Genomic DNA, 22495 nt, shown 5'->3' on the forward strand with positions numbered 1-22495 from the left:
TCCGGCTTCCTGCAGCGCCATCCGACGCTTCAGGAACTCGCCATCGCCCGCACGAAGGCCAGGCAGGTCCGGCGCGCCGCCGGACTGTCGATCGCCACGAACGCCGACACGAGGTCGGCCGCCTGGGTCATGGCCGCGTCGGGCCGGTCGGCATCCGGGTAGAAGCTCGCCACCGGCACGTCGAGGATGCCGGCGATGCGGCTCAGGGCGTCGCTGGCGCACGCCGCCCCCGGGGACGGCGTGCGGGTCCGGACCGGATCCGCGGAAGCGTCGGGCGCCATCGCTCAGGCCGCCTTGTGGCCGAGCTGGATCGCCCGGGCGATCTCCGAGCGCCGCGCGGCGTAGCCCGGGGCGACCATCGGGTAGTCGGCCGGCAGACCGTACTTCGCCCGGTACCGCTCGGGGGTGAGGCCGTGCGCGGTGAGGTGGCGCTTCAGGGTCTGATAGGACCGGCCGTCGATGAAGCTGATCAGGCCCCTGTCCTGGATCGAGGCATCGACCTGCGGCTGGCTCAGGCCGACCCCGCCGAAGTCGGACGGCGCGCAGCGGAGCACGGCGATCGCCGCGTGCACTTGGTCGATCAGCGCCGGCAGCGCCGTGACCTCGATCGCGTTGCGCGAGACGTAGGCCGCGACGATCGCGCCGACCTTCTCCAGCATGAAGGTTGAACGGTGGTCGGTAAGGTGGTCCATCTGAGACATCGCTGTTCGAGGGCGTCCCACCATTCGGGCCTCGTCTCCGAGCGGTCGGCCCGCACCGGGCCTCGCGCGGATAGAGGCTGAGCAACGGTTCAGCCGGCGGGACATTTCTACCTCAAGTTGATTTCTCTCCGTTTCTTGAGGTTGCAGATAATATACAATATGAGCGGGCGCCGGTTTGTCCGACGGCGCGAGGTTTTTTGCTCCACCGCGCAACCGGCGGAATCCCGGTCATGGTTACTGACGCGTTCACTGTTTTCGGCCGCGAAGATCGGCGCCAGAAACCGATTTCGGGCGGCGGCTCCGGGACCCGCTCCACCAGCGCGGCCAGCACCTCGCCGACTGGATCTGGGAGCGCCGGCTGGCGGCCCTCACGGGCGCCCCGCAGGTCATCCGACCCGGGGCGCCCTCGGCGGCCCGGTCAGGCCGCGCGGTCGCTCCGACGCAGGCTCGCCGGCATGGCGAAGAGCGCGAGCCCGGCGGCCACGAGGCAGAGCACCCCGATGCCGTAGAGCGCGGGCGTGGTCGAGCCGGTCAGGTCCTTCACCCAGCCGACCATCACCGGGCTGACGATGCCGCCGAACTGCCCGAGCGTGTTGATCAGCGCGATCCCGCCCGCCGCGCCGACGCCGGTGACGAGCTTGGCGGGCAGCGTCCAGAAGGTCGGGATCGACGCGACGATGCCGGCCCCGAGGAGAGCCAGGGCGAACATCAGCGGCACGATGTGCTTGTCGAACAGGCCGGCGCCGAAGAAGCCGAGCGCCGCCGCGATGGCGAGGCCGGCGACGAATTTCGGCCGCTCGCCCGAGGCGTCGGACAGGCGCCCGATCACCACCATGCTGATCGCCCCGCAGATGTAGGGGATCGCCGTCAGGAAGCCCACCGAGGCGGCCTGCCCACCGCTCGCGGTCTTGATCAGGTCCGGGCCCCAGAAATTCAGGCCGTAGGAGCCGACCTGCAGGAGGAAGTAGATTAGCCCGATCATCAGGAAGCCCGGCTGGCGAATCGCACCGAGTAGCGAGTGGTCGCCGATATCCCGGTTGTGGTGGGCGATCCGGCTCGACAGGAGCGCCTTCTCGGGCTCGGAGAGCCATTTCGCGTCGGCGATCCGGTCGTCGAGGCGCGCCAGCACGAGCAGGCCGAGCACAAGGCAGGGAAGGCCGCCGGCCAGGAACAGCCATTGCCAGCCGGCGAGGCCGCCGACGCCGTTGAGCCCGCCGAGGATCAGGCCCGCCACCGGCGCGCCGAAGATCCCCGAGAAGGCCGAGGCCACGAACATGAACGAGGTGATCCGGCCGCGATGCGAGGCCGGGAACCAGATGGTCAGGTAGTAGAGGATGCCGGGCGCGAAGCCCGCCTCCATGGCGCCGATCAGGAAGCGCAGGGCGTAGAAGTGCCACTCGCTGCGGATGAAGATCATCAGCGCGGTGGCGATGCCCCAGGAGATCATGATCCGGGCGATCCAGCGCCGTGCCCCGACCCGGTAGAGGAACAGGTTCGAGGGCACCTCGAAGATCACGTAGCCGACGACGAACATGCTGGCGCCGAGCCCGTAGGCGACGTTGCTGAAGCCGAGGTCGCTCTGGAGCTGGAACTTGGCGAAGCTGATGTTGATGCGGTCGAAGAACGCGAACATGTAGCAGATCATGATCAGCGGCATGAGCCGCCACGCGACCTTGCGGACGACGCCGGTCTCCGTCACCGCGCCGGTCTCGGCGGCCGGCGACCCGGACAGGGTTGCGGTCATGGGGTTTCCTCCGTGATGGTGTTTGCGGGACGTGTCGTGCGCGGGGCCGCCTTCGGGCGGGCGGCTTCCCGCGAAGTCAGGTTTGGGCAAGGCTGGCGGCACACGACGGCGATGGCACCGTCGCCGAACGGGGCGCGGGTCCCCTCTCCCGTTCGGGAGAGGGACAGGGTGAGGGAGCAGGTCTGTCCGGATCAGGCTCGCCTTGCGACGCGATGGCGCGCGATCTGGAAGCGTCTTGTCCCTCACCCCAACCCTCTCCCGCACGGGAGAGGGAGCGCGGCGCGTCCGTGAGAGACGGCGGCGCGTCCCTGTCCGGGTCGCGTGGGGCGGGCCGTTGCGAGCCCGCCCCATTCCGTCCCTGGTTCAGGCTGCTCGGGCGGGCGCCGGGTGGAGGTCGCAGGGCCGTCCGGCCTTGGCGACCTGGCCGGGCACGTCGTGGCCGACGAGGCGCGGCAGGTCGCGCGACAGGCCGATCAGCGCCGGGAGGTCGAGGCCCGTCGGCACGCCCATCTCGTGGGCCATGCTGACGAGATCCTCGGTGCAGATGTTGCCGGTGGCACCCGGCGCGAACGGGCAGCCGCCCAGGCCGCCGAGCGCGGCGTCGAAGCGGCGGGCGCCCGCGTCGTAGGCCGCCAGCACGTTGGCGAGGCCGAGGCCGCGCGTGTTGTGGAAGTGGAGCGTCAGGCGCCCGGGACCGACCAGGGCGAGGACCCGCGCGACGAGGCGGCTCACCTGCCGGGGATTGGCCATGCCGGTCGTGTCGGCCAGCGTCACGCCGTCGACACCCAGCGACAGGTAGCGCTCCACCTGCGCGACGACCGTGTCGGCCGGCTGGTCGCCCTCGAACGGGCAGCCGAAGGCGGTCGCCACCGTGGCGTTGGTGCTGAGCGGGGCGCCGCGCACCGAATCCATGATCCGCGCGAAGCCGGCGATCGAGTCGGCCGGGCTCATGCCCATGTTGGCGCGGTTGTGGGTCTCGCTCACCGAGGCGACGAGGTTGATCTCGTCGACCCGGGCGGCGAGCGCCCGCTCGGCGCCCTTCGGGTTCGGCACCAGGGCGACGTAGACGGTCCCGGGCCGGCGCCGGATCCCGGAGAAGACCTCGGCCGCGTCGGCGAGCGCCGGCACCGCCTTCGGCGAGACGAAGGACGAGACCTCGATCCGGCCGAAGCCGGCCTCCGCCAGGGCGTCGATCAGGCGGATCTTCTCCGCGGTCGGCACGAAGACCGGCTCGATCTGGAAGCCGTCCCGGGTCGCGACCTCCTGGACGATCAGGGTGTCGCCGCTCATGCCACGGCTCCCTTCTCGCGCAGCGCGGCGATGCGCGCCGGGTCGAGACCGAGCTCGGCGAGCACGGAATCGGTGTGGGCGCCGAGGGCCGGCCCCTGCCAGCGGACCTCGCCGGGCGTGTCGGAGAGCTTCGGCACGATGCCGGGCATCTTCACCGCGGTCCCGCCGGGCAGCTCCGCTTGCAGGATCATGTCGCGCGCCTGATAATGCGGGTCGGCCACGATGTCGGCCACCGAGTAGATCCGGCCGGCGGGCACGTCGGCGGCGTCGAGGGCGGCGAGCGCCTCCTCGACCGTCTGCGTCTTCGACCAGTCGGCGATGGTGCCGTCCAGCATGGCGGATTGCCTGGAGCGGCCCTCGTTGTTGCGCAGCGCCGGGTCGTCCGCAAGGTCGGGACGGCCGATCGCCGTCATCAGGCGGCGGAAGATCGGGTCGCTGTTGCCGGCGATGACCACGTAGCCGCCGTCCCGCGTCGGGTAGGTGTTCGACGGGGTGATACCCGGCAGCGCGCCGCCGGTGCGGGTGCGGACCTCGCCCAGCAAGTCGTACTCGGGGACGAGGCTCTCCATGACGTTGAACACGCTCTCGACGAGCGAGACGTCGATGACCTGACCGGGGCCCTGCCCGGTCTTGACCCGCAGCAGGGCCATCAGCGCGCCGATGACGCCGTGGAGCGAGGCCAGGGTGTCGCCGATGCTGACGCCGACCCGGGCCGGCGGGGCCTCCGGGCTGCCGGTGGTGAAGCGGATGCCGCCCATCGACTCGCCGATGGCGCCGAAGCCGGGCCGGTCGCGGTAGGGGCCGGTCTGGCCGTAGCCCGAGATCCGGACCATCACGAGCTTCGGGTTGAGGGCGGAGAGCACGTCCCAGCCGAGGCCGAGCTTCTCCAGGCCCCCGGGGCGGAAGTTCTCGACCACCACGTCGGCGCTCGCGGCGAGCTGCTTGACGATGTCGAGCCCCTCGGGCGACTTCAGATTGACGGCGATCGACTTCTTGTTGCGCGACTGCAGGTACCACCAGAGCGAGGTGCCCTCGTGCATCTTGCGCCACTTCCGGAGGGGATCGCCCTCGCCCGGGGGCTCGACCTTGATGACCTCGGCGCCGAACTCGGCCATCAGCCGCGTCGCGAAGGGCGCGGCGATCAGCTGACCGAGCTCGAGAACGCGGATACCGCTGAGCGGACCGGACACGGCTTTCCTCCATCGTTTGTTGCCCCGGAGATAGGGCTCTTCCCGCGGCGAAGTCCAAACGCCATGCACCAGCGTGCGTTCGCCAGCGGAGAACGCTCGCTCAGCGCCCGGCGGCCCGGAGATGCTCCAGCAGGAGGGCGGCCGCGGGCGACAGCGCGCCCGGGCGGACCACGAGGCGCAGCGTGCGCGCGGCCCAGGGATCGGTCAGCGGCACCGCGGCCAGCCGCATCGGCGGGCCGAGCAGGGCGTAGACGCGCTCCGGCACGGTCCCGAGGCCCAGCCCGACCTGCGCCATGCGGCAGATCGCGTCGAAGCTCGGGACGTGCATGCGCAGCCGCAGGGGCCGGCCGAGGCGCCGGGCCTCGTCGCGCAGGGCGGCGTAGATCGAGCTCTCCGCGTGCAGCCCGACATGGTCGTAGTCGAGGGTGTCGGCCAGCGCGACGGCGCCGCGGCCGCTCAGGGGATGCCCGGCCGGCATCACCAGGACGAGGCGGTCGCTCCGGTACGGGTAGGCGGTGAGGCTGCGGGTGTCGGTGTTGCCCGCGCAGAGGCCGAGATCGGCGAACCCCTCCTCGACGCCCGCGACGACGCCGCCGCTCGGGCGCTCCTCGAGGTCGACCCGGATCCCGTCCTGCGCGGCCAGGAAGGCCTGCAGATCCTCGGGCAGGAACTCCACGATGGCCGAGAGGTTGGCGAGCACCCGCACGAAGCCGCGCACGCCCCGGGCGTGCTCGGCGAGTTCCAGGGCGATCTGCTCGGCGCTCGCCAGCATCCGGCGGGTGTGGTGCAGCAGGGTCTCGCCCGCCGGGGTGAGCCGCATGCCGCGCGGCTCGCGGGTGAGCAGGGTGCAGCCCAGCGCGTGCTCCAGCTCGGCGAGGCGCTTGCTCACCGCCGAGGGCGCGATCGCCGCCCGGCGGGCCGCGCCGTTCAGCGTCCCCTCCGCGCAGATGGCCGCGAACAGCCGGAGCGTCTTCAGGTCGAGGCGGCTCAGGGTCGCGGCCGCGGGCAGGTCGGCGGACATCCGGCGGCTCGGCTCGGGCGCGCCGTCAGTCGCGGGATCCGACCGGCTGGCCGTAGGTGCCGAGACCGGCCTTGGCCCCCTCGCGGTTGACGAGGCCGAACCGCAGCACCGCCTGCTCCAGGTAGTCGATCGCGTCGACGAGGTGGGCGCGCGCCTCGGCGATGCTCTCGTCCCCCTCCTCGAGCGGCGTCTCGGCGAGCTTCACGGCGGCGATCAGGACGCGGTCGCGCTCGTCCTCGATCCGCGGATCGCGGGCGAGGTTGCCCCGGACCCGGGCGTCGAACGTCTCGATGACCGACCAGGGCAGCGCGTCCTTGCCGGACGGCGCCCGGTACGCCCGGGCGTGGCGCCGCGCGTCGGCGCTGGCGGCCCTGACATGGTCGGCGAGTGCTGCATCCATTCCCGACCTCCGCGGCGGCGCGCCGATCACCGGCTCGAAGGTCCGAACGTGCGCCGGCCCGGTCCGTTGCCGGCGTCCTGAGCGGGCCGCGCCACAAACCTTCGAGGCCGGGCGGGCGGGGGCCTTACCTTGGCGGTTCCGGCCCTTATCTCTCGGGCTCGTGATCAAGCGGCCGAGTCTCGGCCGGCAGATGGGGGACGATATGGGAACGACGCTGACGGCCGGCGCGCTGCGCCGGACATCGCCCGCGGCGCGCCTCCTCGGCGTGCTCTCGGTGATCCTGGTGGCCGCGGGTCTCTCCGGCTGCGGGGCGGTCAACCGGGTGCCGACGCTGCAGGAGCAGGCCAAATCCTCGTGGAGCGAGGTGCAGAACCAGTACCAGCGCCGGGCCGACCTGATCCCCAACCTCGTCGAGACCGTGAAGGGCTACGCCCAGCAGGAGAAGGACGTGCTGATCGGCGTCACCGAGGCGCGCGCCAAGGCGTCGAGCGTGAAGGTCGACGCCTCCACGGTCAGCGATCCGCAGAAGTTCAAGGAGTACCAGGACGCCCAGAACCAGCTCTCGGGCGCGCTCGGACGCCTGCTGGTGACGGTGGAGAAGTACCCCGACCTCAAGTCGAACCAGAACTTCCTCGCCCTGCAATCCCAGCTGGAGGGCACCGAGAACCGCATCGCGGTGGCGCGGCGCGACTACATCACGGCCGTGCAGGCCTACAACACCGAGGTGCGCACGATCCCGGGCCGCTGGATCGCGGCGATCCTGTACCCCGACGCCAAGCCGATGGAGACCTTCACGGCGACGCCGAACGCGGACCGGCCGCCGAACGTGAAGTTCTAGGGTGGCACCCGTGGGCCGGACCGTGAGCCGGGCCGCGCCCGTCCGGGTGCGGCTCGCCCTGTCGCTCGCCGTCCTGGCGGCCTGCCTGACGATCACCGCGATCGGGGCGCTGGCGGCCGAGCTGACCTTCCCGGCGCTGACCGGCCGCGTGGTCGACGCGGCCGGCATCCTGACGCCGGAGCAGCGCGGCACCCTCGAGGCCAAGCTGAAGGCGCACGAGGACAAGACCTCGGACCAGGTGGTCGTCGCCACGGTGCCGAACCTGCAGGGCACGACCGTCGAGGACTACGCCAACCGCCTGTTCCGGGACTGGAAGCTCGGGCAGGCCAAGACCAACAACGGCGTCCTGCTGCTGGTGGCGCCGAGCGAGCGGAAGGTCCGGATCGAGGTCGGCTACGGCCTCGAGGGGGCGCTGACCGACGCCCTGTCCAAGGTGATCATCGCCGGCGCCATCACGCCGCGCTTCAAGACCGGCGACTATTTCGGCGGCCTCGACGCCGGCGTCGACGGCATCCTGTCGATCCTGGCCGGCGACGCGCAGGACTGGCAGCGCAAGCCCCAGGTGCGGGCCGACGAGGTCGATCCCGCCCAGGTGGCGGTCTTCATCGCCCTGTTCCTGATCGTGCTGTTCGTCGCGTGGCGCATGAGCCGGGGCGGCCGGTCGGGCCCCGGCGGCCTCGTCATCCTGCCGGGCCCCGGCTCGGGCGGCTGGGGCGGCGGCTTCTCGGACGGCGGCGGGTCGGGCGGCTTCGACGGCGGGTTCTCCGGCGGCGGCGGCTCGTCGGGTGGCGGAGGAGCATCCGGTGACTGGTAGAGGCGCGGCCGTGCTGACTCCGGAGGCGCGGGACCGGCTCGCCCGGGCGGTCGGGCACGCGGAGGCCGGGACGTCCGGCGAGATCGTCGTGATGGTGAGCCGGCGCGCTGGCGCCTACCGCTCGGTCGTGCTGCTCACCGCCCTCGTCGTCGCGCTGGTCCTGCCCGGGCCGCTGATCGCCCTGACGGCGTGGAGCGCCGCGTCGATCCTGCTGGCGCAGGCGGCCCTCGTGGCGGCGATCCTTGTGGCGAGCCAGAACGAGCGGCTGCGCATGGCCCTGGTGCCGCGCCGCCTGCGCCGCGCCCGAGCCCGGGAGGCGGCCCGGCGGGCCTTCTGGTCGCGCGGCCTGAGCCTGACGCGCCGGCGCACCGGGGTCCTGCTGTACCTGTCGCTCGCCGAGCGGCACGCCGAGATCGTCACCGATCTCGGCGTCCTGCGGGAGATCCCGCCGGCCGCCTGGGACGGGATCCTCGCCGAGCTGATGCCGGCCCTCGGGCGCGGCGCGATCGAGGACGGCCTGACGGCGGCGGTCGCGCGCGTCGGGGCCTGCCTGGCGGAGCATCTCCCGGCAGGTCCGGGCGACCCCGACGAGCTGCCGAACCGGGTCGTCGTGGTCGACTGACGGCGCTCCCGGCCGTCGCGGTCGGACGTCGTCCGAACGGAGGACGCGCCGAACGCCGGCGGACCGCACGATGGCTGTGACCTGTCACAGTCCGATATTGCGCCGGACTTCAACCGGATGGCATGGTGCGCCGCCGCACTAGGCACCCTCCGGTTGTGTAACTGCGCTGGACCGGCCGCGATTTTCCCTGTGAGTCCGGCGCGCCGGGGGCCATGGGGCCCCCGCGCATGAAGGCGCCGGCACCCGAGCAGGAGCGACGCCGGCGCGACCGGCGGCGCGAGGAGGCCGTGATGAAGATCCTGATCGCCGCGACGCCGCTCACCGGCCACGTGAACCCGCTCCTCGCGATCGGGCGGACGGCGGCGGCCCGAGGCGACGACGTCCTCGTGCTCACCGACCCGGCCTTCCGGCCGAAGGTCGAGGCGGCGGGCCTGCGCTTCACGCCCTACGCGGACAACCACGCGGCCGAGTACCGCGAGACCGAGCTGCCGGCCGGCCCGGAGCGCTATCGCGGCGAGTTCGAGCGCCGGTTCGTGGATCCCATGCCGGTCCAGGCCGCCGCCCTGCGGGCGCTGATCGCCGCCGAGGCCCCCGACGTGATCCTGGCCGGCAGCATGTTCCTGGGCGCGCTGCCGCTGCTCCTCGACACCGCGCCGCGGCCGCCCATCGTGACCGTCAACGTCAGCATCCTCTTCCTCGACCGGCCCGACCACGCGCCCGTGGGCCTCGGCCTGCCGCCGGCCCGCGACCGGGACGACCTGGTCCGCTACGCCGCCCTGAAGGCCGGCATGGACGCGGCCTTCGTCAACCCGGTGCGGGCCTACACGGATGCCAAGCTCGCGGCGCTCGGCCTGCCGCCCCTGCCGGCCTCCCTGCCCCACTCCATCGTGATCCTGCCGGACCTGTTCCTGCAGCCGACCGTGCCGGGCTTCGAGTACGATTACGGCACCCTGCCGCCGGGCCTCCGCTTCATCGGCCTGCTCCAGCCGCCGACGCCGCCCGCGCCGCTCCCGGACTGGTGGCCCGATCTGGAGGCGGCGAACGCGGCGGGCCGGCCCGTCGTGCTGGTCACCCAGGGCACGCTGGCCAACGCGGATTTCGGCGAGCTGGTCGAGCCGACCCTGACCGCCCTGGCCGACCGGGACGATCTGCTGGTCCTGGCCACCACCGGCGGCCGCCCCGTGGACGCGCTGCAGGTTCCGGTCCCGGCCAACGCCCGGGTGTCGTGCTTCCTGCCGTTCCGCGAATTGCTGCCGCGGGTGAGCGTGCTCGTGACCAACGGCGGCTACGGCAGCGTCTCGCAGGCGCTCGCCGCCGGCGTGCCGATCGTCTCGGCCGGCCTGACCGAGGACAAGGCGGAGGTGAACGCGCGCATCGGCTGGTCCGGCGTCGGGATCAACCTCGGGACCAACGCGCCGGGCCCGGAGCCGGTCGGCGCCGCGGTGGCGCGCGTGCTCGACGAGCCTGACTTCCGGACGCGCGCCGGGGCGCTGCGGGACGCCTTCGCGGCCCGGGACGCCATGGCCGCCATCCTGACGGCTCTGGACGATCTCGCGCGCGTCGGGACCGATGCGGGAAGCGCGCGCGCTCTGGCGAGGTCGGCATGAAGCCGGCCTCCGACGCGGCGGCGCTCCGGGTCGTGGTGGATCTCAACCGCTGCCAGGGCTACGCCCAGTGCTGCTACGCCGCGCCGGACGCCTTCGCGATCCGCGGCCACGAGATCCTGTTCTACGATCCCGCGCCGCCGGCCGACCGGCGCGGCGCCATCGAGCGGGCGGTGCAGGCCTGCCCGGTCCGCGCCATCAGCCTCCAGGCCGGCCCAGACGACCGGGGCGCGCCGTGACCCCCGAACCCGCCGGCATCGTCGTGGTCGGGGCCTCCCTCGCCGGCCTGCGCGGCGCCGAGGCGCTGCGGCGGGGCGGCTACGACGGCCCGCTCACCCTGGTCGGCGCCGAGCCGTACCGCCCCTACGACCGCCCGCCCCTGTCGAAGCACGTGCTCGCCGGCGAACTCGCCGCGGACGCGACCCGGCTGCCGGAACTGGCGGATCTCCGCGCCCGCTGGCGCCTCGGGAGCCCGGCCGTCGCCCTCGACCGGGCGGCCCGCACGCTCCGGCTCGCCGACGGGTCGGCGCTCGCCTACGAGGCCCTGCTCATCGCCACCGGCGCCGAGGCCCGGCCCTGGCCGGCCGAGACCGGCGGCGGTCTCACCGGCATCTTCACCCTGCGCGGGCGCGACGACGCGGCCGCGCTGCGGGACGCCCTGGTGGCGCGCCCGCGGCAGGCACTCATCGTCGGCGGCGGCCTGATCGGCTGCGAGGCGGCGTCCTGCCTGCGCGATCTCGGCCTGTCCGTGACCCTGGTCGATCCGAACGCCGCACCCCTGGCCCGCGGTCTGGGGACCTTCGTCGGCGGCGTGATCGCCGAGTGCCTGCGCGCGTCCGGCGCCACGTTCCGACCCGGCACGACGGTGCGGGCGTTCGAGGGCGACGCGTCCGGGCACGTCGCCCGGGCCCGGCTGGCGGACGGCAGCACCGTCGAGACCAACCTGGTCATCGCCGCCCTGGGGGCGACCCGGGCGACGGCCTGGCTGCGGGGCGCGGGCCTGCGCGCCGATGCCGGCGGCGTGACCTGCGACGCGGCCTGCCGGGTCCTCGACGCCGACGGGGTGCCCTGCCCGGACATCTACGCGGCGGGCGACGTCGCTCGGTGGCCGATCCCGCTCTACGGCAACCGCCTGATCGCGGTGGAGCACTGGGGCAACGCCGTCGAGCAGGCCGCGCACGCCGCGCGCAACATGCTGGCCGGCCCCGGCGATCAGAGTCCCTACGGGCACCTGCCGGCCTTCTGGTCGAGCCAGTTCGGGATCAACATTAAGCTGGTCGGACTCCCCGACGGCGCCGATTCCATCGCGGTGATGCAGGGGTCGCGGGCGTCCCGCCGGTTCCTCGCCGTGTACGGCCGCGCCGGCCGCAGCATCGCGGCCGTCTCGTTCGATCAGGCCCGCTGGCTGCCGGCCTACGCGGAGGCGATCGTGGCCGGCGATCCGTTCCCGCCGCTCACCGACGCGACCGACCGGCCCCGCGTCGAGATGGCGGCCCCGGGCTTCCCGCCGCGCCGCGCCGCCCCGGCGCGATCTTCCGCCGAGACCGTTCATGTCTGACGACGCGCTGTTCGCCGCCGTGATGGATCCGGCCAACCGGGCCGACCCGTACCGGCTCTACGAGCGGCTGCGGCGGCAGCCGGTCTCCCGCCAGCGCGACGGCAGCTACGTCGTCTCCACGCACGCGGCGATCCGCAGCCTGCTGTTCGACCCGCGGCTCAGCTCCGAGGACCTGCCCCCGCCCCGGCGGCCGCGCACCGGCAACCCGCTCAAGGACCTGATCCTCAACCCGATCAAGAACCGCATCAGCGCCACGCACCGCCCGTTCATCTTCCGCGATCCCCCGGACCACGACCGGCTGCGCAGCCTGGTGATGCGGGAATTCTCGATCGCGCGGGTGCAGGCGCTGCGGCCGCGGATCGCCCGGGAGGTGGACGGCCTGATCGACGCGTGCCGGGAGCGGAAGGAGGTCTGCCTCGTGAGCGACCTCTCCTACCCGCTGCCGGTGACGGTGATCTGCGAGCTGCTCGGCGTGCCGCGCGAGGACGAGCCGCGGTTCCAAGCCTGGGCGACGCAGCTCGCCACCGCCGTCGAGCCGGACGCGCGCCACGACGACACGACCCGGCGCCAGATCGTCGGCGCCTTCGACGAGATCGCCGCCTACATGCGCGACCTCATCCGCGAGAAGCGGCGGCGCCCGGCCGACGACATGCTGAGCGGTCTCGCCGCGCCCGGGCCGGACGGCCGGAAGCAGATGAGCGACTTCGACCTCCTGTCGACGGCGGTCCTGCTGCTGGTCGCGGGCCACGAGACCACCGTGAACCTCATCACTAACGCCATGCTGACCCTGCTCCGGCATCCCGAGGAGCTGGAGCGGCTCCGGGCCGATCCGGAGCGCGCGCCGCGGCTGATCGAGGAGGTCCTGCGCTACGAGCCGCCGGTGCATTTCCGGACCCGCAAGGCCCTCGGGGCGATCGCGCTGGCCGGCGAGATGATCCCCAAGGGCGCGCCCGTCATCCTGATGTTCGCCGCCGCGAACCGCGATCCCGATCGGTTCGCCGCGCCCGACCGCTTCGATCCCGACCGGGGCGACATCGAGCATTTCGGCTTCGGCGGGGGCCTGCACTACTGCGTCGGCGCGCCGCTGGCGCGGCTGGAGGCCGAGATCGCCCTGGTGGCGCTGAGCCGCCGCCTCGTGGCCCCGCGCCTCGCGGTCGATCCGCCGCCCTACCGGCCGGGCGCGTCGCTCCGGGGGCCCGAGCAGCTGCGCATCGGCATCGACGGCGTCGCCTGATCCGGGCGGGGGCGCGCGAGTCGTGAAGCGTCGGTGAACGGGGCTGTTTCACGTGAAACATTTGTAAACCACCGCGCCGCGGTCGACCGGACGGCGTCGCAGGAACTTGGCCGTGCCGAGGCGGGCTTTACGGGAGAACGGCCGAGACGGCCGCAATCCCGAAAGCTTCCGGAGAGACGACGCCATGAAGGCATTGTGCTGGCACGGCCGCAACGACATCCGCTGCGACACGGTCCCGGATCCGGTCATCGAGGATTCCCGCGACGTCATCATCAAGGTGACGAGCTGCGCGATCTGCGGCTCGGACCTGCACCTGATGGACGGCCTGATGCCGACCATGAAGAGCGGCGACGTCCTCGGCCACGAGTTCATGGGCGAGGTCGTCGAGGTCGGGCAGGGCTTCACCAAGTTCAAGAAGGGCGACCGGATCGTCGTGCCCTTCAACATCAATTGCGGGGAATGCCGGCAGTGCAAGCTCGGCAACTTCTCTGTCTGCGAGCGGTCGAACCGCAACGCCGAGATGGCGGCCGCGCAGTTCGGCTACCCGACCGCCGGCCTGTTCGGCTACTCGCACCTCACCGGCGGCTACGCGGGCGGCCAGGCCGAGTACGTGCGCGTGCCCATGGCGGACGTCGCGCCCATGAAGGTGCCGGACGGCATGGACGACGAATCTGTCCTGTTCCTCACCGACATCCTGCCGACCGGCTGGCAGGGCGCCGAGCACTGCGAGATCCGGGGTGGCGAGACGATCGCGGTCTGGGGCACCGGCCCGGTCGGCATCTTCGCGATCCAGTCGGCGAAGATCATGGGAGCCGGGCGGATCATCGCCATCGAGACCGTGCCCGAGCGGATCGAGCTCGCCCGGAAGGCCGGCGCCACCGACGTCATCGACTTCATGAACGAGGACGTGTTCGAGCGGATCAAGGAGATCACCAAGGGCCAGGGCGCCGACGGCGTGATCGACTGCGTCGGCATGGAGGCGAGCGCCGGTCACGGCGGCCTCACCGGCATGCTGTCAACGGTGCAGGAGAAGCTCACCGCCACCGAGCGGCCCTACGCGCTGGCCGAGGCCATCAAGGCCGTCCGCCCCTGCGGGATCGTCTCGGTGCCCGGCGTCTACGGCGGGCCGATCCCGGTCAACATGGGGTCGATCGTCCAGAAGGGCCTGACCCTCAAGAGCGGCCAGACCCACGTGAAGCGCTACCTCGAGCCGCTGACCAAGCTGATCCAGGAGGGCAAGATCGACATGACCTCCCTGATCACCCACCGCTCGCAGGACCTCGCGGAGGGGCCGGACCTCTACAAGACCTTCCGCGACAAGAAGGACGGCTGCGTGAAGGTGGTGTTCCACCTGAACTGAGTCGTCGGCGCCCCGGCCGCGGATCGGCCGGGGCGCTCCCTCCGTCCGGCTGGCCGCGGCGTCCCGGAACCGTGTAGAGCCGGCGCCGTGCTCACCGACCGCCCGGGACGTCCATGTGCAATCTCTACAGCCTGCGGACCGGCCCGGCGGACCTGCGCCGGGCCTTCGCGATCGCGGAGGATCGCACCGGAAACCTCCCGCTGTTGCCGGCTATCTTTCCCGACCAGCTGGCGCCGGTGGTCCTGAACGGCGCGACCGGCCGGGACCTCGCGATGATGCGCTGGGGCATGCCGGGGCCGAAGGCGTTCGGCGAGCATCCGATCACCAACGTGCGCAACGTCGCGAGCCCGCACTGGCGGCCCTGGCTCGGGGTCGCCCATCGCTGCCTCGTGCCGGTCACCGCCTTCAGCGAGTACGCCGACACCAAGCCGCGCAAGACGCCGGTCTGGTTCGCCCTCGACGAGGACCGGCCGCTCTTCGCCTTCGCGGGGATCTGGCGGCCCTGGACCGGCGTGCGGGGCACGAAGCGCGAGAACCCCGACCGGGTCGCGGAGGAGCACCGGCTCTTCGCCTTCCTGACCACGGAGGCGAACGGCGTCGTCGGGCCGATCCATCCCAAGGCGATGCCGGTGCTGCTCACGAAACCGGAGGAGTGGGCGACCTGGCTGGAGGCGCCGACCGCGGAGGCGCTCCGGCTCCAGCGGCCGCTCCCGGACGCGGCGATGCGCGAGGTCACCCGCGGCGCGCGCTCGGACGGGCCGGAGGCCGAATCCGAGGCGTGACCGGCGCTAGCCGCCGGCCGGCTCGCCGGAGGTTCCGTCGGGCGCGGCCGACCAGCCGCGGGCCCGCCAGCGCGACACCACGGCGGCGTTGAGCCGGGCGATGCGCGCGCGGTGCGCCTCCCAGAACGACATCGGCTTCGCCGGGATGGCGGCGGCGCGGGTCCGGGGGACGGGGCCCGCCGGCCGCTCGGCGAGACGGAGCGGGCCGGCCGCGCGGGCGCTCACCCGGACGACGCGCGCCTCCGGGTCGCCGAGGATCGCCTGGGCGCGGGCGCAGTAGAGCTGCGACAGGGGCGACATCGCCTCCGCGCCGTGGCCCGCCCGGTACTTCATCAGGGCGCGGCAGAGGTCGCCGTCGGCCCGGCGCCACGCCTCGGCGAGGTAGCGGACGCCGTAGCGGACGTTGATCTCCGGCGAGGCCAGTTCGGCGACGGTGCCGCGGAAGCCGAGCATCGCCGCGGTGGTCGGGCGGACCTGCATCAGCCCGACCTCACCGACGCTGCCGACCACGGTGGGATCGTAGCCGCTCTCGATCCGCGCGACGGCGTCGGCCACCGCGAGGGGCAGGCCGGTGCCGGCGGCCTCGCGGGCGATGAGCGGCAGGTAGCGGGATCGCGCGTCGGCGGCGACCGGTGCGGGTGCGGCCGCGGGCGGGACCGGCGGCAGCGCGGCCATGCCGACGGCGTGCACCGCCAGGAAGGTGGCGGGCCGGGCCTGCGCGGGGGCGGCGCAGGTCAGCAGCAGGAGAAGCAACGGAGCGCGCATCGGCCGCCACGGAGAGGAACCGGGACCTGTCTATCCCGGCCGCCTCAACGAAGCCTTTCGCCGCGGCGCGACCCCTACTGGATGGGCCCGCGGTCCCGCGCCTGCAGCAGCCGCAGGGCCTCGCCCAGGACCGCGTGGAGGTCGGCCGCGCCCTGCTGGCTCAGCGGCAGGCCGACCCGCTGCCCGTGGATCGTGTCGAGGACCAGCATGGCGAGGTCCTCGCCGATCAGCAGGTTGGATCCCGGCAGGCAGAGCGGCAGGACGAAATCGCCCTCGATCTCGCCGAGGGCGTCGACCGCGTCCGCGGGCCGGAAGGGCGGTTTCCGCTCGGTCATCGCTCCCCTCCCCGTCTTCTTCCCGGCTCCGGTCGCCGACGCGGCGGCTCAGCCGCGGTCCGGCATCCGCACCGACCGCACCGTGAGCGTGTCGATCTCCAGCGAGCCGACCTCCAGGGAGCCGACCCGGGCGCGGCCCACCGAGAGGCGGCCGATCGCGAAGGCGCCGACCGCCACGACGCCGAGGGCCGCGGCCCCGAGGGCCAGCGCGCCCAGGGCCGACGCCCCGATCGCCCCCGCGCCGACGGCGCCCGAGCCCAGGATCGCCGTGTCGTGGGACGGGATCACCCCCGTCCCGTCGGGGCGGCTCTGCGCCTCCGGAACCCTCGAACGCGACATGCGGATTCCTCTCCGAGCGGGCGATTGCCGAGCTAGCTATACCCGACGTTAACCGCGTTTTCACGCCGCCCGGGCACGATGGTCCTCGATCCCGGCCGGCCCGGACCGCGCGTCCGCCGCCAGAGAGGACGTCGCCCGTGCAGCACCTGTTCCAGGCCGTCGCGATCTTCGCGTTCGGCTGCCTGCTGATCCATGCCGGTCGCGCCTATGCCCGGGCGACCACGCTCCTGCTCTCCGCGACGGCGCTGATGCTGAGCGTGACCCTCGGCACCGTGCTCTGCCAGCGGATCGGCGTCCCGGGGCGCGCCGTCGCGGCCGCCCCGTCCTACACGGTGGCGCTCGGCCGGCCCGCTCCGTAGAGCCGCGTCCGGTCGGACAGGATGCGGCCGAGGCTCGGGACGGCGCCGCGCGGCGGGGCCGCGCCGGTCGAGCAGGATCAGGGCCAGACGCGGATCGCCACCGGGCGGCGCAGCAGGTCGCGGTCGGAGGTGATCGTGCAGCCCTCCGTGCGCAGGCTCGCGTAGGTCAGCAGCGCCCGGTCGCCGACGTCGTCGAAATTGCGGCCCCGCGCGTCGGGGTCGAGCAGCGACGGGTAGGCGAGGAGCGGCGCGGTCGCCGCGCACGGGTCGTCGTAGAGGGTCGCGCCCTCGAGCAGCAGGCGCGGGCTGTCCCAGGTGATCAGGTCGCGCGAGGTCGTCCAGTAGAAGCCCGACCGGGGAAAACCCTCCCCCGCCTTGGCCATGAACACGGCGATCCACGCACCCGTGCCGCGGTGCCGGACGACGGCACCGACCGGGCCCGGGAACGGCCCGACCGGCCGGCAGGTCGCCGTGTTCGGGCGGGCGGCCCGGTAGGGGTCCGGGAAGGCTGCGGTGAAGCCGGTGCCGGTCCAGGCCCGCCAGCGGGTCGGATCGGCCGGGTCGTCGCTGCGGAACAGGCAGACCCCGGCCTCCTGATCGCTGCCCGGCCGGGTCCAGCCGGTGGTCGAGGCGAGGAAGTACCGCCACGTCCCGTCGGCCACGATGTTCGACGGGTTGAAGAAGCCGCGGTGGCGGCCCTGGTCGACCTCCTGCCGGAACGGCGCCCCGGCGACCACCGCGGGCGGGCTCTGCCGCCGGAAGCTGCGGCCGCCATCCGTCGAGGCGGCGGCCGTGATCGTGTTGTACCAGCAGGCCATGTAGCTGGCGGCCGGGCAGCGGCCGGGATGCTCGTTGGCCTGGTACTCGTGGTGGAGGAGCGCGGTCACGCGGCTCCCGTCCTCGGTCCAGGTGGCGGTGATCCAGGAGCGGTCGTCGTAGGCCGCCGGGTCGGGCTTCTCGCCCGAATCGAGCACCACCGCGCAGTCGATCTTGAGATGCTCGAGGTCGGGACCGCGCAGCGCCCGGTTGCGGTAGTGCATCCCGTAGAGCGCCACCGCGCCCGACGCGTCCCGGAAGGCGCGCGCCGGCGCGTCGGGCACGTCGGCGCCGTCGCAGGCGTCGCGCCCCGCCTTGAAGACGAGCGCGGGCGGCCCGACCAGGGTCAGGGCCGAGAGCGGCGGCTCGGGGGCGGCCGCAGCGGCGTGCGGGAGGAGCGGGAGGAGCGTCAGGAGAATCCGCCGCGCCGTCATTCCGAATCCGGAGCGCGGCGCGACGCGCATCCGTCCGGCGATCCCGTCCATCCAGCCCATGGTCGCCATCCGGCTGCGTCCCGGCCGCGCCTGGACAAACAGGCGGAGATTCGCTTGAGAACCATTACAGAGTGCTTGCCGCCGACCGGACGCGCGCGGCCCGACCGAAAGTCATCCATGGTTCTCCTGATCCTCGGGCTGGTGCTGTTCCTCGGCACGCACGCCTTCTCGATGGCCCGCACCCGGCGCGCCGCGATCGTCGGCCGGATCGGCGAGGGCCGCTACAAGCTCGGCTACACCGCCCTGTCGCTGCTCGGGCTCGTGCTGATCGGGATCGGCTTCCACGATTACCGGCTCGCCGGCTACATCCCGGTCTGGGATTTACCGGTCTGGACGCGCCACCTCGCCCTGACGCTGGTCTGGCTCGCCTTCGTGTGCCTCGCGGCCGCCTACCTGCCGGGCCATATCCGCGCCAAGGCCAAGCACCCGATGCTGCTCGCCGTGAAGATCTGGGCGACGGCGCACCTCCTGGCCAACGGCGATCTCGGCTCGATGCTGCTGTTCGGCGGCTTCCTCGCCTGGGCGGTGACCGCCCGGATCAGCGCCAAGCGCCGGGGCCTCGCCCCGGGGGCGGTCGCGGCCCAGCACGGCGGTCCGGCGGCGGCCCCGCTGGGCTGGCGCAACGACGTCCTGGCCCTGGTGATCGGGACGGCCGCGTGGTTCGTCTTCGCCCGCTACCTGCACTATCCGGTGATCGGCGTGCCGGTCTGGCCGGGCACCCCGGCCTGAGACGGCGCCGGAGAGGGCACCGGAGACATGGCCTGTCGCCAACCCGCCGCCCGTGTGTTAGGCGCGGGGCCCGAACGCGACGAGGTGGCCCGCTGAGATCATGCGGGCCGGGATAGAATGGCCGAGAACAACGAGTTCCTTCGCGAGGTCGACGAGGATTACCGCCGCGACCGGATCCTCCAGATCTGGAAGCGCTACAGCGGCGTGATCATCGCGCTCGCCGTGCTCCTGGTCGCGGGCGTCGCGGGCTGGCGCTACTGGCAGGCCCAGCAGCGCGCGGCGGCCGAGGTCGCCTCGGTGCAGTTCGACGACGCCAACCGCCTCGCCAAGGACGGCAAGGCCGCGGAGGCCGACAAGGCCTTCGACGCCCTGGAGGCGCAGGGCCCGGCGGGCTACCGCCTGCTCGCCCGGTTCCGGGCGGCGGCCGAGACCGGCAAGCGCGACCCGGCGGCCGGGGCGGCGGAGTTCGACAAGCTCGCCGACGATACTGGCCTCGGCGACGGCCTGCGCGACCTCGCGCGCCTGCGCGCCGCGCTGCTGCGCCTCGACGGGCCGAACCCGGATCCGGCGCTCGCCAACCTCCAGGGCCTCGCGGCCGGGACTCCGTTCCGCCACACCGCCCGCGAGATGCTGGGCCTCGCCGCCCTGAAGAAGGGCGATTACGAGGACGCCAGCCGCTGGTTCGATCAGATCGTGGCCGATCCCGACACGCCGCGGAACCTGCGCGAGCGGATCGAGGTCTACGCGGCGATCGTCGCGGGCGGTCCCGTGACGGTGACCGCGGCCAAGCCCGAGCCCGCCGCGCCGCCCCCGCCGATCACGCGCTGATTCTTCGTCCGGACTGTTTCGAGAACCACCATGGATATGCCGACCGTCGCGATCGTCGGGAGGCCGAACGTCGGCAAGTCGACCCTGTTCAACCGCCTCGTGGGCAAGAAGCTCGCGCTGGTCGACGACCGCCCGGGCGTGACCCGCGACCGGCGCGAGGGTGACGTCGCGTTCGGCGGCCTCCAGTTCCGGGTGATCGACACCGCCGGCCTGGAAGAGGCCGACGCCGCCACCCTCACCGGCCGGATGCGCATGCAGACCGAGGCGGCGATCCTCGCCGCCGACGTCGTGCTGTTCGTGATCGACGCCCGCGCCGGCGTGCTGCCGGCCGACCAGCCCTTCGCCGAGCTGGTGCGCCGCGCCGGCTGCCCGGTGATCCTGATCGCCAACAAGGCCGAGGGCGGCGCCGGGCTCGCCGGCGCCTACGAGGCCTTCACCCTCGGGCTCGGCGACCCGATCCCGTTCTCCGCCGAGCACGGCGAGGGCCTGGGCGAGCTGCACGAGGCGCTCAAGGGCGCCCTGCCCCAGCGCGACGAGGACGAGGATGCCGACGACGACGCCCCCGGCGGGCGCGCCCTGAAGGTCGCGATCGTCGGCCGCCCGAATGCCGGCAAGTCGACGCTGATCAACCGCATGCTCGGCGAGGACCGGCTGCTCGTCGGCCCCGAGGCCGGCATCACCCGCGACTCGATCTCCCTGGACTGGGAGTGGCGCGGGCGGCGGATCAAGCTGCACGACACGGCCGGGATGCGCCGCCGCGCCCGGATCGACGACAAGCTGGAGAAGCTCGCGGTCTCGGACGGCCTGCGCGCCGTGCGCTTCGCCGAGGTGGTGGTGGTGCTCCTCGACGCGACGATCCCGTTCGAGAAGCAGGACCTCACCATCGTCGACCTCGTCGAGAGCGAGGGTCGCGCCGTGGTCATCGGCCTCAACAAGTGGGACTTGGTCGCCGACCAGCCGGGCCTGCTCAAGCAATTGCGCGAGGATTGCACCCGGCTGCTGCCGCAGGTGCGCGGCGTCGCGGTCGTGCCGCTCTCCGGCCTCGCCGGCGACGGCGTCGACAAGCTGATGCAGGCGGTGGTGCAGGCCGCCGAGGTCTGGGACCGGCGCGTCTCCACCTCGCGCATCAACGACTGGCTGAACGAGGCGACCTCCCGCAACCCGCCCCCGGCGGTGTCGGGCCGGCGGATCAAGATCCGCTACGCCACCCAGGTGAAGAGCCGGCCGCCGCACTTCGCGCTGTTCGGCAACCAGCTCAACGCCCTGCCGAAATCCTACACGCGCTACCTCGTGAACGGCCTGCGCGAGGCGTTCGACCTGCCGGGCACGCCGATCCGCCTGTCCCTGCGGACCTCGCAGAACCCGTTCGACAAGGGCTGATCCGAGCTCCTGTCGTCTTTGCGAGCGGAGCGAAGCAACCCAGGCCGCGTCACGATGGCCGACGCCGCGCAACCCTGGGTCACGTCGCTGCGCTCGTGATGACGGCGCGGGTGCGGCCCCGCTCAGCGCGCCGCGTCGGCGATCCAGTCCACCGCCGCCGCCAGCGCGGCGCGCTCGTCCTGCCCCGCGGCGAGCGCGGCCTCGTAGGCCGCGATCTGCCCGTCCGCGCTGGTCCCCTCGGCCACGATCGCCCGCGCGCGGGCCACGTCCGCCGCGCAGCCGAGGGCGTCGGCGTCCTCGGCCACCAGGGCGAGCACCGCCTCCAGCGCCTCGGCGAACGGCACGGCCTCGGCCCGCGCCTCGTCGATCAGGGACGCGGCGACGCCGCTGTGCTGGGCGCGCCAGAGGTTCTCCGAGGCCAGCGCCCGCGAGACGCCGTCGAGGCCGGCGTGGAGCTCCGGCCGGCGCACGCACAGGCGCACGAGGCAGCGGAACAGCGCGGCGATGCAGAGCGAATCGTCGAGGCGCGTGCAGGCGTCGGCGATGCGCAGCTCCAGCGTCGGGAACTTGATGGAGGGACGCAGCGACCACCACAGGAAGCTCGCGTCCGCGATGGCGCCCGACCGGGTCATGATGGCGACGAACCGCGCGTGGGCGGGGGCGTCGGCGAAGAGCTCCGGCAGGCCGGTGCGCGGCAGCTCTCCGAAGACGCTGAGCCGGTAGGCCCGCAGGCCCGTCGCCTCGCCCTGCCAGAACGGCGAGGAGGCCGACAGCGCGAGCAGCAGCGGCTGGAACGGCAGCAGCCGGTTCATCAGGTCGACGCGGGCCTCGGGATCGGGGACCTCGACGTGGACGTGCATGCCGCAGATCAGGGCCCGCCGCGCCGCGATGCCGACATCCGACAGGATGCCCTTGTAGCGCGCGCCGTCAGTGGCGGTCTGGCGCGACCAGCGCGCGAGGGGGTGCGTGCCGCAGGCCAGCAGTCGCAGGCCGTTCTCGGCCGCGATCCCGGCGAGTTGCCGCCGCTGGCCGCCGAGATTGTCCCGAGCGGCCGCCGCGTCGGTGAGCGGCGGCGTGCAGACCTCGACCTGCGCGGCGACCAGCTCGCGGCCCGTCTCGGGCAGCTCCGCCTCCACCCGCGCGTGGAAAGCGGCGAGGTCGCCCCGGGGCGTCCCGCGGGTCTCGGCATCGGCCAGGAAGTACTCCTCCTCGATGCCGAAGCGGTAGCTGGGGGCGCTCATCGTGGTCTCCGGGAAACGCGACGCGTGCGCGCCAACGCGCCGGCGGGGACG

25 protein-coding genes are annotated in these 22495 nt (G+C 73.3%); 13 read left to right on the plus strand and 12 right to left on the minus strand.

The window, feature by feature from the left end; all coding sequences use genetic code 11:
• Positions 1-29: 29 nt before the first annotated feature.
• The 7 genes from LOK46_RS20465 to LOK46_RS20495 all read right to left on the minus strand — a co-directional run bounded on the left by LOK46_RS20465 (position 30) and on the right by LOK46_RS20495 (position 6346).
• Entirely contained in the window at positions 30-281 is a 252-nt protein-coding gene (locus LOK46_RS20465; protein ID WP_273560253.1) for a hypothetical protein, read from the minus strand.
• A gap of 3 nt (positions 282-284) precedes the next feature.
• The gene (locus tag LOK46_RS20470; protein ID WP_273560255.1) at positions 285-692 is read right to left on the minus strand and encodes a MucR family transcriptional regulator; all 408 of its coding nucleotides are present in this window, start codon (positions 690-692) and stop codon (positions 285-287) included.
• A gap of 427 nt (positions 693-1119) precedes the next feature.
• On the minus strand, positions 1120-2445 hold the full coding sequence (locus LOK46_RS20475; RefSeq protein ID WP_273560257.1) for an MFS transporter: 1326 nt from the start codon (positions 2443-2445) through the stop codon (positions 1120-1122).
• Positions 2446-2808: 363 nt separating this feature from the next.
• Entirely contained in the window at positions 2809-3735 is a 927-nt protein-coding gene (locus LOK46_RS20480; RefSeq protein ID WP_273560259.1) for a hydroxymethylglutaryl-CoA lyase, read from the minus strand.
• Entirely contained in the window at positions 3732-4925 is a 1194-nt protein-coding gene (locus LOK46_RS20485; RefSeq protein ID WP_273560261.1) for a CaiB/BaiF CoA transferase family protein, read from the minus strand. Before LOK46_RS20485 ends, LOK46_RS20480 begins: the two co-directional genes overlap by 4 nt.
• 100 nt (positions 4926-5025) lie before the next feature.
• Positions 5026-5946, minus strand: coding sequence for a LysR family transcriptional regulator (locus LOK46_RS20490; protein WP_273560263.1), 921 nt, complete (start codon positions 5944-5946; stop codon positions 5026-5028).
• A gap of 25 nt (positions 5947-5971) precedes the next feature.
• Entirely contained in the window at positions 5972-6346 is a 375-nt protein-coding gene (locus LOK46_RS20495) for a hypothetical protein (protein ID WP_273560265.1), read from the minus strand.
• Positions 6347-6560: 214 nt separating this feature from the next.
• On the opposite strand from LOK46_RS20495, the gene LOK46_RS20500 reads away from it, so the two are divergent.
• The 9 genes from LOK46_RS20500 to LOK46_RS20540 all read left to right on the plus strand — a co-directional run bounded on the left by LOK46_RS20500 (position 6561) and on the right by LOK46_RS20540 (position 15158).
• A complete protein-coding gene (locus tag LOK46_RS20500) occupies positions 6561-7184 on the plus strand; it encodes a LemA family protein (protein ID WP_441011448.1) in 624 nt (207 codons plus the stop codon).
• A 46-nt stretch (positions 7185-7230) separates the two neighbouring features.
• Positions 7231-7998, plus strand: a complete 768-nt coding sequence (locus tag LOK46_RS20505; RefSeq protein ID WP_443192903.1) for a TPM domain-containing protein — start codon at positions 7231-7233, stop codon at positions 7996-7998.
• A complete protein-coding gene (locus LOK46_RS20510; RefSeq protein ID WP_273560269.1) occupies positions 7988-8620 on the plus strand; it encodes a TPM domain-containing protein in 633 nt (210 codons plus the stop codon). Before LOK46_RS20505 ends, LOK46_RS20510 begins: the two co-directional genes overlap by 11 nt.
• 290 nt (positions 8621-8910) lie before the next feature.
• On the plus strand, positions 8911-10227 hold the full coding sequence (locus LOK46_RS20515; protein ID WP_273560272.1) for a glycosyltransferase: 1317 nt from the start codon (positions 8911-8913) through the stop codon (positions 10225-10227).
• Positions 10224-10463, plus strand: a complete 240-nt coding sequence (locus LOK46_RS20520; protein ID WP_273560273.1) for a ferredoxin — start codon at positions 10224-10226, stop codon at positions 10461-10463. The genes LOK46_RS20515 and LOK46_RS20520 overlap by 4 nt, the downstream gene beginning before the upstream one ends.
• Positions 10460-11782 (plus strand): NAD(P)/FAD-dependent oxidoreductase, encoded by a 1323-nt coding sequence (locus tag LOK46_RS20525; protein ID WP_273560275.1) that lies wholly within the window; start codon positions 10460-10462, stop codon positions 11780-11782. Before LOK46_RS20520 ends, LOK46_RS20525 begins: the two co-directional genes overlap by 4 nt.
• Entirely contained in the window at positions 11775-13016 is a 1242-nt protein-coding gene (locus tag LOK46_RS20530) for a cytochrome P450 (RefSeq protein WP_273560276.1), read from the plus strand. Before LOK46_RS20525 ends, LOK46_RS20530 begins: the two co-directional genes overlap by 8 nt.
• 184 nt (positions 13017-13200) lie before the next feature.
• On the plus strand, positions 13201-14376 hold the full coding sequence (locus LOK46_RS20535) for a zinc-dependent alcohol dehydrogenase (RefSeq protein ID WP_273560277.1): 1176 nt from the start codon (positions 13201-13203) through the stop codon (positions 14374-14376).
• 113 nt (positions 14377-14489) lie between these two features.
• Positions 14490-15158 carry an SOS response-associated peptidase gene (locus tag LOK46_RS20540; RefSeq protein WP_273560278.1) on the plus strand — a complete coding sequence of 223 codons (669 nt, stop codon included), beginning with the start codon at positions 14490-14492 and terminating at the stop codon, positions 15156-15158.
• Between the two features lie 6 nt (positions 15159-15164).
• Here LOK46_RS20540 and LOK46_RS20545 read toward each other — a convergent pair whose 3' ends face one another.
• The 3 genes from LOK46_RS20545 to LOK46_RS20555 all read right to left on the minus strand — a co-directional run bounded on the left by LOK46_RS20545 (position 15165) and on the right by LOK46_RS20555 (position 16597).
• Entirely contained in the window at positions 15165-15923 is a 759-nt protein-coding gene (locus LOK46_RS20545; protein ID WP_273560279.1) for a lytic transglycosylase domain-containing protein, read from the minus strand.
• A gap of 74 nt (positions 15924-15997) precedes the next feature.
• Complete coding sequence (locus LOK46_RS20550) at positions 15998-16258, minus strand: hypothetical protein (protein ID WP_273560280.1); 261 nt, start codon at positions 16256-16258, stop codon at positions 15998-16000.
• A gap of 48 nt (positions 16259-16306) precedes the next feature.
• Entirely contained in the window at positions 16307-16597 is a 291-nt protein-coding gene (locus LOK46_RS20555; RefSeq protein WP_273560281.1) for a hypothetical protein, read from the minus strand.
• A 137-nt stretch (positions 16598-16734) separates the two neighbouring features.
• On the opposite strand from LOK46_RS20555, the gene LOK46_RS20560 reads away from it, so the two are divergent.
• Complete coding sequence (locus tag LOK46_RS20560; RefSeq protein ID WP_273560282.1) at positions 16735-16956, plus strand: hypothetical protein; 222 nt, start codon at positions 16735-16737, stop codon at positions 16954-16956.
• 77 nt (positions 16957-17033) lie between these two features.
• On the opposite strand, the gene LOK46_RS20565 is transcribed toward LOK46_RS20560, so the two are convergent.
• Positions 17034-18206 (minus strand): hypothetical protein, encoded by a 1173-nt coding sequence (locus tag LOK46_RS20565; RefSeq protein WP_273564650.1) that lies wholly within the window; start codon positions 18204-18206, stop codon positions 17034-17036.
• 177 nt (positions 18207-18383) lie between these two features.
• Here LOK46_RS20565 and LOK46_RS20570 point away from each other — a divergent pair, with 177 nt between their 5' ends.
• The 3 genes from LOK46_RS20570 (at position 18384) to der (ending at position 21203) form a co-directional block, all read left to right on the plus strand.
• Positions 18384-18995, plus strand: a complete 612-nt coding sequence (locus tag LOK46_RS20570) for an NnrU family protein (protein ID WP_273560283.1) — start codon at positions 18384-18386, stop codon at positions 18993-18995.
• A 117-nt stretch (positions 18996-19112) separates the two neighbouring features.
• Positions 19113-19823 (plus strand): tetratricopeptide repeat protein, encoded by a 711-nt coding sequence (locus LOK46_RS20575; protein WP_273560284.1) that lies wholly within the window; start codon positions 19113-19115, stop codon positions 19821-19823.
• A 30-nt stretch (positions 19824-19853) separates the two neighbouring features.
• On the plus strand, positions 19854-21203 hold the full coding sequence (gene der / locus LOK46_RS20580) for a ribosome biogenesis GTPase Der (RefSeq protein WP_273560285.1): 1350 nt from the start codon (positions 19854-19856) through the stop codon (positions 21201-21203).
• A 122-nt stretch (positions 21204-21325) separates the two neighbouring features.
• Here der and LOK46_RS20585 read toward each other — a convergent pair whose 3' ends face one another.
• Positions 21326-22444, minus strand: coding sequence for a carboxylate-amine ligase (locus LOK46_RS20585; RefSeq protein ID WP_273560286.1), 1119 nt, complete (start codon positions 22442-22444; stop codon positions 21326-21328).
• Positions 22445-22495: the final 51 nt, after the last annotated feature.

The organism is Methylobacterium sp. NMS14P (assembly GCF_028583545.1).
Taxonomy (GTDB): Bacteria; Pseudomonadota; Alphaproteobacteria; order Rhizobiales; family Beijerinckiaceae; genus Methylobacterium.